This window comes from Amycolatopsis sp. NPDC059657, assembly GCF_042734395.1.
GTDB lineage: Bacteria > Actinomycetota > Actinomycetes > Mycobacteriales > Pseudonocardiaceae > Amycolatopsis.
This window is the reverse complement of sequence record NZ_JBHWEB010000040.1, coordinates 18,809-33,965: the sequence shown is the minus strand read 5'-3', so window position 1 is coordinate 33,965 and position 15,157 is coordinate 18,809. Positions and strand designations below refer to the sequence as shown.

The 15,157-nt window shown below is 69.4% G+C and carries 17 protein-coding genes; 5 read left to right on the top strand and 12 right to left on the bottom strand.

The window, feature by feature from the left end:
• Window positions 1-231 precede the first annotated feature (231 nt).
• The 4 genes from ACFV15_RS22175 to ACFV15_RS22160 all read right to left on the bottom strand — a co-directional run bounded on the left by ACFV15_RS22175 (window position 232) and on the right by ACFV15_RS22160 (window position 3,268).
• Window positions 232-717, bottom strand: coding sequence for a DUF501 domain-containing protein (locus ACFV15_RS22175; protein WP_378352517.1), 486 nt, complete (start codon window positions 715-717; stop codon window positions 232-234).
• A gap of 179 nt (window positions 718-896) precedes the next feature.
• Window positions 897-1,394, bottom strand: coding sequence for a septum formation initiator family protein (locus ACFV15_RS22170; protein ID WP_378352467.1), 498 nt, complete (start codon window positions 1,392-1,394; stop codon window positions 897-899).
• 48 nt (window positions 1,395-1,442) lie between these two features.
• A complete protein-coding gene (gene eno / locus ACFV15_RS22165; protein WP_378352465.1) occupies window positions 1,443-2,729 on the bottom strand; it encodes a phosphopyruvate hydratase in 1,287 nt (428 codons plus the stop codon).
• 89 nt (window positions 2,730-2,818) lie between these two features.
• Entirely contained in the window at window positions 2,819-3,268 is a 450-nt protein-coding gene (locus tag ACFV15_RS22160; RefSeq protein ID WP_378352463.1) for a VOC family protein, read from the bottom strand.
• A 72-nt stretch (window positions 3,269-3,340) separates the two neighbouring features.
• Between ACFV15_RS22160 and ACFV15_RS22155 the strand changes: the two genes are divergently transcribed.
• The gene (locus ACFV15_RS22155; protein WP_378352461.1) at window positions 3,341-3,745 is read left to right on the top strand and encodes a tetratricopeptide repeat protein; all 405 of its coding nucleotides are present in this window, start codon (window positions 3,341-3,343) and stop codon (window positions 3,743-3,745) included.
• On the opposite strand, the gene ACFV15_RS22150 is transcribed toward ACFV15_RS22155, so the two are convergent.
• From ACFV15_RS22150 to ACFV15_RS22120, 7 genes are all read right to left on the bottom strand, one after another.
• Window positions 3,742-4,287: a LuxR C-terminal-related transcriptional regulator gene (locus ACFV15_RS22150; protein ID WP_378352460.1), complete on the bottom strand. Its 546-nt coding sequence runs from the start codon at window positions 4,285-4,287 to the stop codon at window positions 3,742-3,744. The two genes, ACFV15_RS22155 and ACFV15_RS22150, sit on opposite strands and share 4 nt — an antisense overlap.
• Window positions 4,288-4,525: 238 nt before the next feature.
• Window positions 4,526-6,292: an ABC transporter ATP-binding protein gene (locus tag ACFV15_RS22145; RefSeq protein WP_378352458.1), complete on the bottom strand. Its 1,767-nt coding sequence runs from the start codon at window positions 6,290-6,292 to the stop codon at window positions 4,526-4,528.
• Window positions 6,289-6,720, bottom strand: a complete 432-nt coding sequence (locus tag ACFV15_RS22140; protein ID WP_378352456.1) for a lasso peptide biosynthesis B2 protein — start codon at window positions 6,718-6,720, stop codon at window positions 6,289-6,291. Before ACFV15_RS22140 ends, ACFV15_RS22145 begins: the two co-directional genes overlap by 4 nt.
• Window positions 6,717-6,974 carry a lasso peptide biosynthesis PqqD family chaperone gene (locus tag ACFV15_RS22135; RefSeq protein ID WP_378352455.1) on the bottom strand — a complete coding sequence of 86 codons (258 nt, stop codon included), beginning with the start codon at window positions 6,972-6,974 and terminating at the stop codon, window positions 6,717-6,719. The genes ACFV15_RS22140 and ACFV15_RS22135 overlap by 4 nt, the downstream gene beginning before the upstream one ends.
• Window positions 6,975-6,982: 8 nt before the next feature.
• Complete coding sequence (locus ACFV15_RS22130) at window positions 6,983-8,824, bottom strand: lasso peptide isopeptide bond-forming cyclase (protein ID WP_378352453.1); 1,842 nt, start codon at window positions 8,822-8,824, stop codon at window positions 6,983-6,985.
• 21 nt (window positions 8,825-8,845) lie between these two features.
• A complete protein-coding gene (locus ACFV15_RS22125; RefSeq protein ID WP_378352452.1) occupies window positions 8,846-8,953 on the bottom strand; it encodes a keywimysin-related RiPP in 108 nt (35 codons plus the stop codon).
• A gap of 152 nt (window positions 8,954-9,105) precedes the next feature.
• The gene (locus ACFV15_RS22120; RefSeq protein ID WP_378352450.1) at window positions 9,106-9,678 is read right to left on the bottom strand and encodes a helix-turn-helix domain-containing protein; all 573 of its coding nucleotides are present in this window, start codon (window positions 9,676-9,678) and stop codon (window positions 9,106-9,108) included.
• 58 nt (window positions 9,679-9,736) lie between these two features.
• Between ACFV15_RS22120 and ACFV15_RS22115 the strand changes: the two genes are divergently transcribed.
• Complete coding sequence (locus tag ACFV15_RS22115; protein ID WP_378352448.1) at window positions 9,737-10,591, top strand: NAD(P)/FAD-dependent oxidoreductase; 855 nt, start codon at window positions 9,737-9,739, stop codon at window positions 10,589-10,591.
• A gap of 111 nt (window positions 10,592-10,702) precedes the next feature.
• Here ACFV15_RS22115 and ACFV15_RS22110 read toward each other — a convergent pair whose 3' ends face one another.
• The gene (locus tag ACFV15_RS22110; protein ID WP_378352446.1) at window positions 10,703-11,536 is read right to left on the bottom strand and encodes a murein transglycosylase; all 834 of its coding nucleotides are present in this window, start codon (window positions 11,534-11,536) and stop codon (window positions 10,703-10,705) included.
• A gap of 261 nt (window positions 11,537-11,797) precedes the next feature.
• On the opposite strand from ACFV15_RS22110, the gene efeU reads away from it, so the two are divergent.
• From efeU to efeB, 3 genes are read left to right on the top strand one after another with little or no spacing between them, the layout of a single operon-like run.
• On the top strand, window positions 11,798-12,640 hold the full coding sequence (gene efeU, locus ACFV15_RS22105; protein WP_378352445.1) for an iron uptake transporter permease EfeU: 843 nt from the start codon (window positions 11,798-11,800) through the stop codon (window positions 12,638-12,640).
• Window positions 12,637-13,773 (top strand): iron uptake system protein EfeO, encoded by a 1,137-nt coding sequence (gene efeO / locus ACFV15_RS22100; protein ID WP_378352443.1) that lies wholly within the window; start codon window positions 12,637-12,639, stop codon window positions 13,771-13,773. Before efeU ends, efeO begins: the two co-directional genes overlap by 4 nt.
• Window positions 13,770-15,020 (top strand): iron uptake transporter deferrochelatase/peroxidase subunit, encoded by a 1,251-nt coding sequence (efeB, locus tag ACFV15_RS22095; RefSeq protein ID WP_378352441.1) that lies wholly within the window; start codon window positions 13,770-13,772, stop codon window positions 15,018-15,020. The genes efeO and efeB overlap by 4 nt, the downstream gene beginning before the upstream one ends.
• The last annotated feature ends 137 nt before the right edge of the window (window positions 15,021-15,157 follow it).

The following is a 15,157-nucleotide window of genomic DNA, read 5'->3' as shown; positions in this document are numbered from 1 at the left end:
CTCCCCGTCGAACCACTCGTGCGGTCCGATACTCGTCCACCGCGTGTGAAGATTCCGTGTCCCCAGGCTGTCAAACCTGACGTGAGGTGCCCACCCCCAATGGGACCAAATCGTCGAAAACAGCCGAATTACTTTGCGTATCCGGTTTCGGCGCTTGATCGTTACTGGCGGTGACCCCCGTCACGTGACGGCATCCACGATACGCGAGGCCGCCGACATCTTCACTTCGTCCTAATTGGACACTGCGGCGCAGTCGCCGGAGGGCCAGCCTTCCGCCTTCAAGATCGCGAGTGTCTCGTCACCGAACGGATTCACACCGGCACCGCGCGCGAGAGTGTCGGCGAGGTGGACGTGCAGGCATTTGACCCGGCCCGGCATCCCGCCCGCGGTCACCTGGGTGCCGAGCGACTCGATGGCGTCACGCTCCGCGAGGTACGTCTCGTGCGTGCGCAGGTAGTGCGCGGCGAGCTCCTCGTCGACCGACAGGCGCTCGGTCATCTCCTTCATGATCCCGGACGCTTCGATCGTGCCGACGAGCGAGTTCAGCCGAGGGCACGTCAAGTAGTACAGCGTCGGGAACGGGGTGCCGTTCTCCAGCCGGGGACTGGTCTGCACGACGGACGGGTGCCCGCTCGGGCACCGGGCCGCGATGGCCCGCAGCGCGCGGGGCGGCCTGCCCAGTTGCTCCGCGATGATCTCGCGATCGGCCTCGGTCACCGGCTCGAAGTTACTCACGGCGAGCAGCCTAACGACCGCCCCGACCGCCGCCTCACCCCCGGTTGGGAAAAAAATCCCAATGTGGCGTTGGTCAGGTTTCAGCACGCCAATGTGGCTTTCGTCAGGTGAAATCTGACGAAAGCCACATTGGGATTTTTTTCGCTGGGTCAGGCCGGGGTTCAGCCGCCGACCTGGGACCAAAGCCTTTCATACCAAGAACCCTGGGGGCCCGCGTCGGGCGCCGGGGCCGGGGCGGCGTCGGGTGCCTTGTCTTCGGGGAGCTGGACCATGTACGGGGTCTCGCCCGGCATGACGTAGCGCAGGCGACGCCGGGCCTCGGCCTCGATCTGGGCCGGGTCGGACAGCTCGGCCTTGCGGGCCTGCAGGTCCGCGACGTCCTTCAGCAGATCGGCGCGCCGCTTCTCCTGCACGGCGATCTCCGAGCGCTGGCTCAGGTAGGTGCGCAGCGGCACCGCGATCGTGAAAGCCAAGGCGCACACCACGATCGCGACCACGGCCGCGCGCCGGGTGTTCGACATGCCGAGCACTTTCGCCGCGCCTGAAGCGCGTTTCGCGTTCAGGCCGCGGCGGAAGCTTCGTGCCTTGCCGACCGACTCGCGGCGCGCGCGCTCGGGGCGGCGGGCACGGGAAGATCCAGAAGATCCCGTGCCCTCCACCCGTCCGCCTCGTCGGCTACGCGCGCGCCCCCGGTCGGCCATGCTTTGTCAGGCGTCCTGCGAGAAGCGCGGGAACGCGAGGTCACCCGCGTAGCGAGCCGCGTCGGCGAGCGTCTCTTCGATGCGCAGCAGCTGGTTGTACTTGGCGATGCGCTCGCCGCGCGCCGGGGCGCCGGTCTTGATCTGGCCGACACCGGTGGCGACCGCGAGGTCGGCGATGAAGGTGTCCTCGGTCTCGCCGGACCGGTGGCTCATCATCGACTTGTAGCCGAACGAGGTGGCCAGCGAAACCGCGTCGAGGGTCTCCGAGAGCGTGCCGATCTGGTTGACCTTCACCAGCAGCGCGTTGGCGGCGCGGCGGGAGATGCCCTCTTCGAGGCGGTCGGGGTTGGTGACGAACAGGTCGTCGCCGACGAGCTGGACCTTGTCGCCGAGCTCGGCGGTGAGGCGGACCCAGCCGTCCCAGTCGTCCTCGCTCAGCGGGTCCTCGATGGAGACCATCGGGTAGTCGCGGACGAGCTCGGCGTAATAGCCGGCCATCTGCTCGGCGCTCTTCTTCGTGCCCTCGAAGTTGTACGCGCCGTCGGTGTAGAACTCGGTCGCGGCGACGTCCAGCGCCAGCGCGACGTCGCGGCCCGCGGTGTAGCCGGCCTTCTCGATCGCGACCAGGATCAGGTCGAGCGCCTCGCGGTTGCTCTTGAGGCTCGGCGCGAAGCCGCCCTCGTCGCCGAGGCCGGTGGCGAAGCCGCGGCTCTTCAGCACGCCCTTGAGCGCGTGGTAGACCTCGGTGCCCCAGCGCAGCGCCTCGCGGAACGACTCGGCGCCGATCGGCGCGATCATGAACTCCTGGATGTCCACGTCGGTGTCGGCGTGCGCGCCACCGTTGAGGATGTTCAGCATCGGCACCGGCAGCACGTGCGCGTTCGGCCCGCCGAGGTAGCGGAACAGGTCCAGCTCGGCCGACTCGGCCGCGGCCTTCGCGACGGCCAGCGAGACGCCGAGGATGGCGTTCGCGCCGAGGCGGGACTTGGCGGGGGTGCCGTCGAGGTCGACCAGCTTCTGGTCGACGATGCGCTGGTCGACGGCGTCGATGCCGACCAGGTCGGGGCCGATCTCGTCGAGCACGGCGGCGACCGCGCGCTCGACGCCCTTGCCGTTGTACCGGCCGGTGTCGCCGTCACGCAGCTCGACGGCCTCGTGCTCACCGGTCGAGGCTCCCGACGGGACGGCGGCCCGCGCCAGTGTCCCGTCGTCGAGTGCCACCTCCACTTCGACCGTCGGGTTGCCGCGCGAGTCAAGAATCTCGCGCGCGCCTACCTGCTCGATGACCGCCACGCCATGCTCCTCATCACCGGTTGTGCCTGCGTCGACGGCCCCAGACTAGCCGTTTGCTCAGTTCACCCGTTGGAGGCACGGCGAAACTTCTAGATCGATCCCGAAGTCCGGACGCACTCCCAGCCGGGCGGGAGTTCGACCTTGTCGGTCACCTGCTGCCAGAACGTCCACGTGTTGCCGCCGGGGTCGGGGACGGTGAACACCCGCGCGCCGTACGGCTGGTCCTGCGGCAGCGACGCCTCGGCGCCCAGCGCGGCCGAGATACGGGCGTGCGACGCGTCCACGTCGTCGACGTAGACGATGGTCAGCTGGCCGACCGGGCCGTCGACACCCTTGGCCGCCCAGTACTCGTCACCGACGCCCGCGATCTGCACCTCGCAGGCACCGATACCGAGCACGGCCTGGAACACCTCGCCCGCCGAATCGACGTAGCGCACCTTCTCGGTGAAGCCGAAGACACGGGTGAGCCATTCGAGTGCCTCGGTGGCGTTCGCGTAGTACAGGTACGGGGCAAGCCCCAGGTACGGCTGGTCACTCATGACAGGAGAGTGCATCATGTCGGTTTCAGAGGACGGGAAACACCCCGAGCACCGGGTAAAGTCGGGGGGACCATGATTGACGAGACGGCTGGACCGGAGCAGGCCGGGGAAGCCCGGTTTCAAGCCTTTCGGCGGGCAGAGGCCCTGGTCGAAAGGCGGCGCCCGCTCGACGCCTTGAAGGCGCTCGAACCGTTGCTCGACGAAGAATCCGACAAACCGAGCGTGCAGCTGCTGGCCGCCCGCGCGTACTTCCACTCCGCGCAGCTCAACCGCGCCGAGCGCGCGTTCACCAGGGTGCTGGAGCTGGACCCGACCGATCACTACGCGCGGTTCGTGCTCGGCAGGACACTGCAGCGGATGGCCCGGTATCCCGAGGCGCTCACCCAGATGCGGATGGCCGCGGCGATGCACCCCATCCCCGAATACCTGGAAGCGATCGCCGAGCTCAACGCGAGGATCACGCTCGGAGACCGTTAACCGCAGCGGCAGGCGCTGCCGAGCCGGAAGCCGAGCGCCATCCGGGAGGTGGTGCCGTACCGGCTGTGCAGCTCCGAGACCACCGTGCGCACCGTCCGGCTGCTCATCCCGAGCCGGTTGGCGACCTGGCAATCCGTCGCGCCCTCCACCAGCAGGGTGGCCACGTCGAGCTGGCGCGCGGACAGGCCGTCGCGGCGCCGGTCCCCGCCGCCGAGCGGGCGCGACTCGGCCCACATGATCTCGAAGACCTGACTGCACGGGGCCACCAGCGGCGCGCGCAGCACCAGCACCCCGGCGTCCAGGCTCGCCTCGTCGAGCGGGACGACGGCGTACCGGGTGTCGAAGATCAGCATGTGCCGCAGCACCCCGCCACAGATCCTGATCTCGAACTGCCTGGCCATCGCCCGCAGCGTCGCCTGTTCGGCCGCCGCGAACGTCGGGTCGACGAGCAGTTGCCGCCGCCCGCCGGGACCGGCCAGCGCATCGAGCAAGAGCGGATCACCGGCACAGGCCCTGCTGCCGTTGGATAGAATGCAGTGCACGATTTTCGCCGTTTCGGCGAGGCTTTGGATCCGGCTTCGCACTTCACCGCGACCGGACAACACCTCGACAAATTCCACCCGGCCGGTCAGGCGGCCATTAACCAGCTGATTGTACACCATTTGAACTATCACCACCCCTCTGGACAGAGCAGAAGAACTGCCAGTCGAACCATTCTTGGCAACCGTCTTGCGGTTCACCAGGTCCATTCAGGGGATGCCTGCCGGTATTCGGGTAAACCTATTTGGGAACTACTTTCGCATTGGCCACACCTGCGTCAAATTGATCACCGGAGAATTGCTCCGCGATGAGGTGGCAGTACAGCCGGGACGTCTCGACGAGCTCGTCATGCGTGCCTTCGGCGACGACCCTGCCTTCGTCGAGCACCACGATCCGGCCTGCCTGGCGGATGGTGGACAGCCGGTGCGCGATGACCAGCAGCGCGCATTCACGGGAGATCCGCCCGATCGCGTGGGACAGTGCCAGCTCGTTGACGGCGTCGAGGTTCGCCGTCGGCTCGTCGAGCAGCAGCAGCTCAGGACGGGTGAGCAGAGCGCGGGCAATGGCGACGCGCTGCCGTTCCCCGCCGGAGAGCATGTTCCCGCGTTCGCCGACCGGGGTGTCGAGCCCGCCGGGAAGCCGGTCGACCAGCTCGGTCAGGTTCACCAGGTCCACCACCCGCGCCAGTTCACCGTCATCGGCTCCCGGCGCGGCGTACAGCAGGTTCTCGCGCAGGCTGCCGTGCAGCACCGGCGCGTTCTGGTCCACCAGCGCTATCCGGGAACGGCATTCGCGCGGACGCATCGGCGCGAGGTCGGCGCCATTCAGCCGTATGGCACCGGAAGCCGGTTCATAGAACCGTTCGACGAGCGAGAAGACCGTCGATTTCCCGGCGCCGGACTTCCCGATCAGCGCGACAATCGACCGTGGGCTAACCCTGAACGACACGCCACGAAGAACCGGACGCTCTTCGTAGGAAAACCAGACGTCGCCGAATTCCAATACCGGCGCGGCCGATTCACCGGGAACAGGAAAGCGGACTCCGGTGTCATCCTCGAGCGGAAGCGCGGCGACCTCGTGCACGCGCTGCATCGCGCCCATGCCCTTCTGGATCAGCCCGGCCGCCTGCAGCACGGCGGCGAGCGGCACCACCAGATAGGTCGCGTAGAGCAGGAACGCCACCAGGTTCCCCAAAGTCGTCGCACCGGCGGCGACCCGCGTGCCGCCGATGAGCAGCACGACCAGCAGCGAACCGCGGATCGCCAGCTCGACCGCGGGGCTCATCACCGAGGTCAGCCTCGCCGCGCGCACCCCGGCGGCGCAGGCGGACTCCGCGAGCACGCCGATCCGCCGCTCCTCCCGCTGCTCGGCCCGGCAGGCCCGCACGGTGCGCATCGCGCCGAGCGCGCGTTCGAGATCCGCGGCCATCGCGCCCACGCTGCGCTGGGTCTGCTCGCCCGCCACGCGGAGCCTGCCGAGCAGCGAGACGACCACGACGGCGGCGACCGCCACTGTCGCCAGCACCAGCAGGAACAGCACCGGGTCGATCAGGAGCATCAGCACCACGGTTCCCGCGCCGCCCAGCACGCCCGCGACGAGCTGGACGGACGCCTGCGCCACGACCTCACGCAGCACGGTGGTGTCGACGCTGAGCCTGGCGATCAGGTCACCGAGCCGATGCTCGTCGTACACCCGCATCCGCAGGCGCAGCAGGTGCGCCACCAGCCGGCGCCGCACGCCGAGCACCACGCCCTCACCGGTGCGTTCCAGCAGGAACAAGCCCGCCGCGTCCACGACGGCCTGCAGCACGAACAGTCCCGCGAGCCCGGCCATCAGCCACCACGACAGCGGGCGGTGGCCCGCGGTGTCGATGGCGTCGCGGACCAGCAACGGCTGCACCAGCCCCAGGCCGGACGCGAGGACGGTCAGTGAGATCGCGGCGGCCAGCACCTTCCCGTGGCCCGACGCGAGCCGCAGCAGATCACGGACGCGCGCGCGGGAAGTCACTTCGCGCGGTCCAGCGGCTCGACGGCCATGAGTTTCGCGAAGTACCCCGGCGGCACGTGCTCGTCGACCAGCCGCCCTTCGGCCTCCACCCAGGCGTGCGCGCCGAACGGCGGTTTCACCCGCGCGCCGGCGCACCAGGTCGGCCAGGCACCGGTCATCCGGCACAGCAGCGTCGCCGCGAGTGATCTGGGCAGGCACCCTTGCGGGCCGAGGCAGGTCAAGCTGACCGCGAGCACCGCGTCCCTGGCGTTCTTCGCCTGGTCGTAGGACGCCGGGCGGGCGCCGCGGCGGAGCACCCCGAGCACCGCGCGGATCCGGCGTGGCGGCAGCAACGCGAGCGGTTTGGCGAGCGCCACCGCGAACCTGGCAGCCGCCCGGCGCGCGAACGGGACCGCGGCGGGGCGGTTGAGCGCGCTCGGCGTCGTCACGACGTCACCAGGCCGGCCGAGCGCAGGCCGTCCAGCAGCACGGTCACGTCGCGGCGGGCCTGCGGCGGGGCGACGTCGTACTCCTCGACGAGCGCGCCGATCGCCTGCTCGGCGCTGCCGCCGTCGAGCAGGGACCTGACCACGAGCGCGCCGCTCGGATTCAGCTGGAAATAGCGGCCTTTGCGCTCGTCGAGCAGCACACTGCCGTACTCTGTGTCCACAATGGACACATCGGCGCGGATCCGGAGCGGCATTTCTCCTCCTAGCTGGTGAGTGACTTCGAGACGGAGAGCGTGCGCAGCCACACCTCGCAGCCGATGGTCGAATACAAGATCCCTTTGGCGAGCTCGGGTGTCGCGGGGCGCCGCGCGAGGAACCGGAGCCGCTCGCCGTCGACCAGGCCGAGCTCGGCCAGCCGCGAGCGGTCCCACAGCGTCATCAGGTCGCCTCGGTTCTCCCGCAGGCCCGCCGCCGCGTCCATCGCCGCCTGGGCCTTGCTGGCGCGGCCGAGGCAGTCGTCCGGCACGATCCCGCGCATGGCCTCGACCAGCACGGGCTTGTACGCCCACGGCGTCACCCGCTCCTCGGGCTTGATGGAGAAACACGCCTCGATCACCCGATCGTCGAAATAGGGCGACTGGATCGGCAGTCCCGCCCGCGCGCTCATCTGTTCCCACTGCCGGATGATCCGGGTGCAGGAAAGAATCTGTTCGAGGTCGGCGTGCTCGCCCCTGGTGGGGCCGAGCGGATCGGCGGTGGCGGCCGCCTCGCGCAGCGCGTCGATCGCCAGCCGCTTCGCCCGCGGTGTCACCCAGTCGAACAGCCGTGGCGGGCAGCCCCAGCCGAGCGCCGTCGTCACCGGCGGCGCCGCGGGCAGGTCCAGGTCGTCCGCGGCGTCGGCCAGCCAGCGCCGGTAGGACCGGGAGTCACCGAGCACGCGCGCCATCTCGCCGAGCGGCCAGTGGAACAACGCGCGGAACCCGCGCAGCTGCCGGAGCGCGAACAAGGGACGCCGTCGCAGCAGTGAGTGGTAGTGGGCTTCCGAGCACCAGGCGACGTGGTCGCCGCCCATCCCGGTCAGCCGGACCCGGCCGCCCTTGGCCGCCAGCCCCGCCAGGTCACTGAGCAGGCGCGCCCTGTCCATCATGCCGATGGTCGGCTCGTCCATCGGATCGTCGATCCCGAGCAGATCCTGATAGACCAGCGGAGACTCCGCGGCGGGCCACACGACATGCTCGGTGCCGGGCAGCTGCGCGGCCGCGCGCCTGGCCCAGCCGAGGTCGTCGTCGGCCGGATCGATACCCGGCCAGGTGCTCGCGATCACCTTGGCGGCACCACGGGCGGCGAGGAAGGTCAGCGAAGTCGAATCCAGCCCGCCGGAAAGGTCACAGGCCACCACACCGCCGCCGCGGGTACGTGCGTCGACTGCCGCGGTGAGGGCTTCGCGCACCAGTGGCGCGCCGCCGGACAGCGAACGCCGCGGCCGCGGCGGCTGCCACCACTTGGCGACCCGCGTGGTGCGGCCGTCCGGCTGGATCACCAGCGCGCTGCCCGGCGGGACGCCATGCACTCCGTGCCACAAAGGCTTGTCCAGCAACGGATGCGGCACCGGGAACAGCAGGCGCACCGCGAGCGCCTGCTCGTCCAGATCCGCTCCGGTCAGCGAAGCGAGCAGGTCCGCCCGGTCGGCGGTGACCGTGATCTCACCGACACGGGCATGGAAGATCAGCCGCAGCCCTGAGCCGGTTCCCTGCGCCCGGCACCGGCCGTCCAGCGCGGCCACCAGGTGGAAGCTGCCCGGGAGCGTTCGGGCCAAGGCGTCCAGCTGCGTGAGATCACGCAACCGTCCGGCTTCGGCGGTCAGTTCGGATTCGGTGACCGGACAGCAGCCGATCACGGCCAGCCGGGTCCGGCCCGCCTCGCCGACGACGATCTCGTCGTCGCGCCAGCATCCGGTCAGCCACGGCCGCCCCGACGCGTGGTTCAGCGTGCGGGACCCCTGTGCGTCCAACCGCCGGGCCACGGCGAGTGCGGCCTCATGGTCCGGAAAGACCGCGAAATACCCCTCGCCGTGACCCAGCGTGCCCTTACCTGACTCAGGCATCGGCGTCGTTGTTCAGCGCACTCAGTTCTTGCTGAAGATCAGCCGGTCGTTGCCGTGCCGCGCCAGCAGGCCGGTGACCTCTTCGAACGTGCCGAGCTCGACCAGCATCGGGGTCTCGTATTCCTTCATCACATGCACCTCTCTGTGTGATTACCTCCGGTTACGGCGTGCACGCCGTAACCGAACGTAACAAGAGGTTCCTGTGTTCTACAGCGAACGAGGCTGCCGGAACCGGCAACTGCCACAAGCGGCAGCCAGGCTGCGACCCGCCGCCGGTCGCCCTATGCCCCGCGCCGGGCCCTGGCCTTCAAATGCGCTTTCTCACCCTGCTTGCCGAACAGCACCAGCACCTCGGCGGGTCCGCCGTCCGCGCCGAACCAATGCGGGAAGTGCGTGTCGAACTCCGCGGCCTCGCCGGGGCCCATGGTGAAGTCCTGGTCGCCGAGCAGCGCCCGCACGCGCCCGCTGAGCACGTACAACCACTCGTACCCCTCGTGCGTGCGCTGTATGGGCGGCTCTTTTTCGGGGTGCATCAACAGTTTGAGCGCCTGCGGCTGGCCCGGTTGCGCGGTCAGCCGCCACGCGGTGAACCGGCCGAACTTGGTCGCCTTGATCTGCACCCGTGGGTCGTCGGGCGGCGGCGCGCCGACAAGGTCGTCAAGCGGGACCTGATAAGCCCTGGCGAGCGTCAGCAGCAGCTCGAGCGTGGCGCGGCGCTGCCCCGACTCGAGCCGCGACAACGTGCTCGACGAGATGCCGGTCTGCTCGGCGAGCGCCGCCAGCGTCGTGCCGCGTTCCCGGCGGAGCCGCTTCAGGCGCGGGCCGACCTCGTCGAGCACCTCTTCGATGTTCATGTTGCCAAAATAGCAAGTAACTTTGCCGATTTCGGCGATTCGCACGGAACCTGGGGCCATGACTCATGACGTGGTGATCATCGGTGGTGGCCCGGCAGGGCTGAACGCGGCGTTGCTGCTGGCCAGGGCCAGGCGGCGGGTCGTGGTGGTGGACGGCGGCAGCCCGCGCAACGCGCCCGCTACGCATCTGCACGGCTACCTGACCAGAGACGGCCTCGAGCCGTCGGAATTCCTTCGGCTCGGCCGGGAGGAGGTCGCGCGCTACGGCGGCGAGTTCCTCGACGACGTCGCGATCCGCCTGCGGCACGACCGCGCCGTCGAACTCGCGGGCGGCCGCGTGCTCCAGACGCGGCGGGTGCTCGTGACGACCGGGCTGATCGACGAGCTCCCTGACATCCCCGGCGTGCGCGAAGGCTGGGGTTCGACGGTGCTGCACTGCCCGTACTGCCACGGCTGGGAGGTCCGCGACCGCCCGCTCGGCGTGATCGGCGGGCACGAGCAGTCCGCGCACCAGGCTTCGCTGATCCGGCAATGGTCGGCCGACCTGGTGTTCTTCCCGCACACCGGCTCGTACGACCTGGAAGCCTTGGCGTGCAAGGGAATCCGGATCGTGCCTGGCAAGGTTGAGCGGGTCGGCGCCGACGGCGTCCACCTGGCGACCGGCGAATTCGTGGCCCGCGAAGCCGTCTACGTGGCGCCGGCGTTCCGGCCCCGCGACCGCCTGCTCGACCAGGTCGGCTGCGCTCGCGGCGCCGACGGCCTGGTGACGGTCGACACCAACGGCAGGACCAGCGTCGGCTGGGTCTGGTCGGCGGGCAACACGGTCGACGCCTTCCTCCAGATCATCGGCGCGGCCGCGGCAGGCGCCCGAGCCGGGGCCTACCTCAACGCCGACCTGCTCGACCCGGCCTGAGAAAAAAATCCCAATGTGGCTTTCGTCAGCTCAGAGCTGACGAAAGCCACATTGGCGTGCTGAAACCTGACCAATGCCGCATTGGGATTTTTTTCCCAAGATCGCGGCAGGTCAGGGTGGGCTGGCGGAGGCGAAGGCGTCGGCCGCGATGAAGACGTCCTGGCCGTAGGCCGTGGCCCCGTTGTACGCGAAAAGCGCCTTCCACCAGCCTGCCGGGGTGGACAGGTCGTCGCCGGAGCCGCAGAGGATGCGGGCGGCGGTGAAGGCCGAGTCGTCGATGTTCTGGGGGTCGGGGCGGGCGCCGTCGCCGTCGGCGCGGGCCGCCCAGCGTTCCCAGGTCGTCGGGAGGATCTGGAGCGGGCCGACGGCTCGGTCCCAGTGCGGGTCGCCGTCGAGCCTGCCGCCGTCGGTGTCAGGGACCGACGGGACGCCGGGCGAGCCGTCGAGCACCGGGCCGGTGATCGGCGGTGCCGCGCGGCCGTCGGCGCCGATGGGCACCGCGCCGAAGTTGCCGCGCTGCGCTTCGACCCTGCCGATGCCCGCCAGCGTCGGCCAGGTCAGGTGGCAACCGGCCTTCTGCGAGCGCATCCACATCTCGGCGCGGCCGTACGCGGCGAGCACCCGCGCGGGCACCTGGCTCTGCGCGGACACTTTCGCCGCCCAGGCTTCGAGCTCGACCTGGTCGGAGACCTTCGGCCGGTCTTCCGGCGCGGCGAGCGCGGGATGCGGGACGGCCGCGCCCGGTCGCGGCCTCGGGTCCGGCGGCGGCACCGGTGCCGGAGCGGGGGCCGAAGCCGGTTCACCGCCTGGCCGGGTGATCCCGACGGTCACGATGAGGATGAGCGCGGTCAGGATCAGCCCGGCGGTGAGCGCGAGGCGGCCGAGTAGTCGCCGGGCAGGCGGCTGCGACGACGGAGGCAGAACGTCAACCGGGGGCTCGACCACCCGAACAGGTTACTTCGAACGTCACACGTAAGAGTGATCACCGCAGGTCATGGTCAGCGGAAGGTAAAAATGCCAGGTCCGCCACACCGCCCGCCGAATTCGTTATGGAAGCCACGAAGTGGGCACTGACCTGCGGTTACCCTAACCTAACCAGCCAAATCCGCCGGGTATGCGCGGTTTGTCCCTCCACCGCGACTGGACTTACAGGCAAGCCTTACCTAAAAACATCTGGACATGTGTTGGTGGTGAGGAGGCAAGGCCGTGGTGTTCTCGAGCGCGCTCATCGGGCTCCGTGAGGGGCTGGAGGCGGCTCTCGTCGTCAGCATCCTGGTCGCCTTCCTGGTCAAGACCGACCGCAGGCACGCGCTGCGCTGGGTCTGGCCCGGCGTCGGCGCCGCGGTGCTGCTGTCGGTCGCGGTCGGCGCGATCCTCACCTACACCACCGCGCAGCTGGGCTTCGAGCAGCAGGAACTGCTCGGCGGCGTGCTGTCGATCGTCGCCGTCGTGTTCGTCACCGCGATGATCTTCTGGATGCGCAAGGCGTCGCGCAGCATCGCCGCCGAGCTGCGCGGGAAGATGGATCAGGCGCTCAACGTCGGCCCGCTCGCGGTACTGCTGCTCTCGTTCCTCGCGGTGGGCCGCGAAGGGCTCGAGACGGCCGTCTTCTTCTACTCGGCCGTGCAGACCGCGCAGTCCGGCACCGCCCAGCCGCTGATCGGGTTCTCGGCGGGCATCCTCGTCGCGATCGTGCTGGCGTATCTGCTCTACCGCGGCGCCGTCCGCTTCAACCTGAGCGTGTTCTTCACGATCACGGGTGTGCTGCTCGTGTTCGTGGCCGCGGGCGTGCTCGGCTACGGCCTGCACGACCTGCAGGAGGCGCGCTTCCTTCCCGGTATCGGCTCGCTCGCCTTCGACGCGTCGGCCAGGCTGCCGGAGACGTCCTGGTACGGCGCGCTGCTCAAGGGAATCTTCAACTACTCACAGCAGACCACCTGGCTGCAGGCGATCGCGTGGCTGGCCTACGTCGTGATCGTCCTCCCGCTGTTCCTCAGGCCGACGACGAAGACCGTGCAACCTCCCGCGACCGCGGGCGTGAAGGAGTGACCGTGTTCAAGAAGACTCTCGCCGTCGTAGCCGGAGTCGGCGCCCTCACAACGCTGACCGCTTGCAGCGGCAAGGAGGACACGGGGGCCGCCGCCGGTGGCCCGGTCAAGGTCGACGCTTCGGACACGGCGTGCGCCGTGTCCACGAACACCGCCGCCGCGGGCAACGTGACCTTCGAGATCACCAACAAGGGCGCCAAGGTCACCGAGTTCTACCTCTACGGCGAGGGTGACCGGATCATGGGCGAGGTCGAGAACATCGCGCCGGGCCTGAGCCGCAGGCTGATCGTCGAGGTCGCCGAAGCTGGCAAGTACCAGGCGACCTGCAAGCCGGGCATGGCCGGTTCCGGCATCCGCAGCGACTTCACCGTCACCGGCGGCGCCGCCAAGGCGAACGACACCAACGCCCAGAAGGCCGCGGCCACCAAGAGCTACGCGGCCTACGTCGCCAACAACATCACCGCGCTCGAAGAGGAGACCGCGAAGTTCGTCGCCGCGGTCAAGGCCGGCAAGGCCGACGAGGCCAAGGCCGACTACGCGCGCACCCGGATCTACTACGAGCGCATCGAGCCGGTCGCGGAGAAGTTCGGCGACCTCGACCCCGCGATCGACGTGCGCGAGGCCGACGTCGAGGCCGGGCAGAAGTTCACCGGGTTCCACCGCCTGGAGAAGGACCTGTGGACCACCGGCCTGCAGCCGGACAGCGGCGAGATCGCCGACAAGCTGCTCGCCGACGTCAAGGAACTCGGCACCAAGTCGAAGGCGCTCGAGCTGACCGCGCTCGACCTCGCCAACGGCGCGAAGGGCCTGCTCGACGAGGTCGCCACCGGCAAGATCACCGGCGAGGAGGAGACCTTCTCGCACACCGACCTGTGGGACTTCCAGGCCAACCTGGACGGTTCGAAGGGCGCGATCAACGCGCTGCGCCCGCTGCTGCAGGACAAGGACGCCGCACTCGTGTCCACTTTGGACAAGGAGTTCAACAACGTGCAGGCGCTGCTCGACAAGCAGCGCGCCGGTGACGGTTTCAAGCTCTACACGGAGCTTTCGAAGGACCAGGTCAAGGAATTCGCCTCAGCGGTCGACGCGTTGTCCGAGCCGCTGAGCAAGGTCGCGGAGGTAGTGGCCAAATGAGTGAAGTCTCCCGCCGCAAGCTGTTCGGCATGGCAGGTGCCGGCGCCGCACTCGTGGGCACCGGCGCCGCGGTCGGCTTGGGCATCGACCGGCTGAACGGCGGGAGCCCGGCGCAGGCCGCGGTGACCACGGTCCCCTTCCACGGCGAGCACCAGGCAGGCATCGTCACGCCCGCGCAGCCGAACCTGCATTTCGCCGCGCTGGACGTCAAGACCAAGGACCGCGAGAAGCTCGTCAAGCTGCTGCGCACCTGGACCGAGGCGGCCAAGCGGATGACCGCGGGCGCCGAGGTCGTGCCGGGCGGCGCGTTCGGCGGCGCCAAGGAGGCACCGCCCGGCGACACCGGCGAGGCGCTCGACCTCCCGGCCTCGTCGCTGACGCTGACCATCGGCTTCGGCCCGTCGCTGTTCGACGACCGCTTCGGGCTGGCGGCCAAGCGCCCGGCCGGGCTGATCGACCTGCCGCTGTTCCCGAAGGACAAGCTCGACCCGGCACGCGGCGGCGGTGACCTCTGCATCCAGGCCTGCGCCGACGACCCGCAGGTCGCCGTGCACGCGATCCGCAACCTGGTGCGGCTGGGCTTCGGCGTGACGGAGGTCCGCTGGTCGCAGCTCGGCTTCGGCCGCAGCTCGTCGACCTCGGTCACGCAGTCGACGCCGCGCAACCTGTTCGGCTTCAAGGACGGCACGCGCAACATCAAGGCCGAGGAGGCCGACGTGCTGCGCGACCAGGTCTGGCTGACCGCCGAGGACGGCCAGCCGTGGATGGCGGGCGGCTCGCTGCTGGTGGTCCGCCGCATCCGGATGCACATCGAGACCTGGGACCGTGAACCGCTCGCGGGCCAGGAGGCGATCATCGGCCGTACCAAGGGTTCCGGCGCCCCGCTCGGCCAGACGAACGAGTTCGACGAGGTCGATCTCCACGTCGGCGGCAAGGACGGCGAGAAGCTCGTTGCCGAGGACGCCCACGTCCGCCTCGCCTCCCACGAGACGCTCAACGGCGCGAAGATCCTGCGCCGCGGCTACAACTTCGTCGACGGCTCCGACGGCGTCGGGCACCTGGAGGCCGGGCTGTTCTTCCTGGCCTTCAACCGGGACACGCGCAAGCAGTTCGTCCCGATGCAGCAGGCGCTCTCGACCAAGGACGCGATGATGGAGTACGTCCAGCACACCGGTTCGGCCCACTTCGCGGTCCCGCCCGGCGTGCGCGAAGGCGGCTTCTGGGGCGAGGGGCTCTTCCAGTCCTAGCTGGTGGGCGTCGTTGGGCAGTTGCACCGGCAGTAGACCACCACAAAGCACACAACAACCCCAAAACTGGCGTGGGGTCACTTTGATCTCTCGAAGGTCCACACGATAAAAACCAACACTGACTCGCCAGCCCCGGG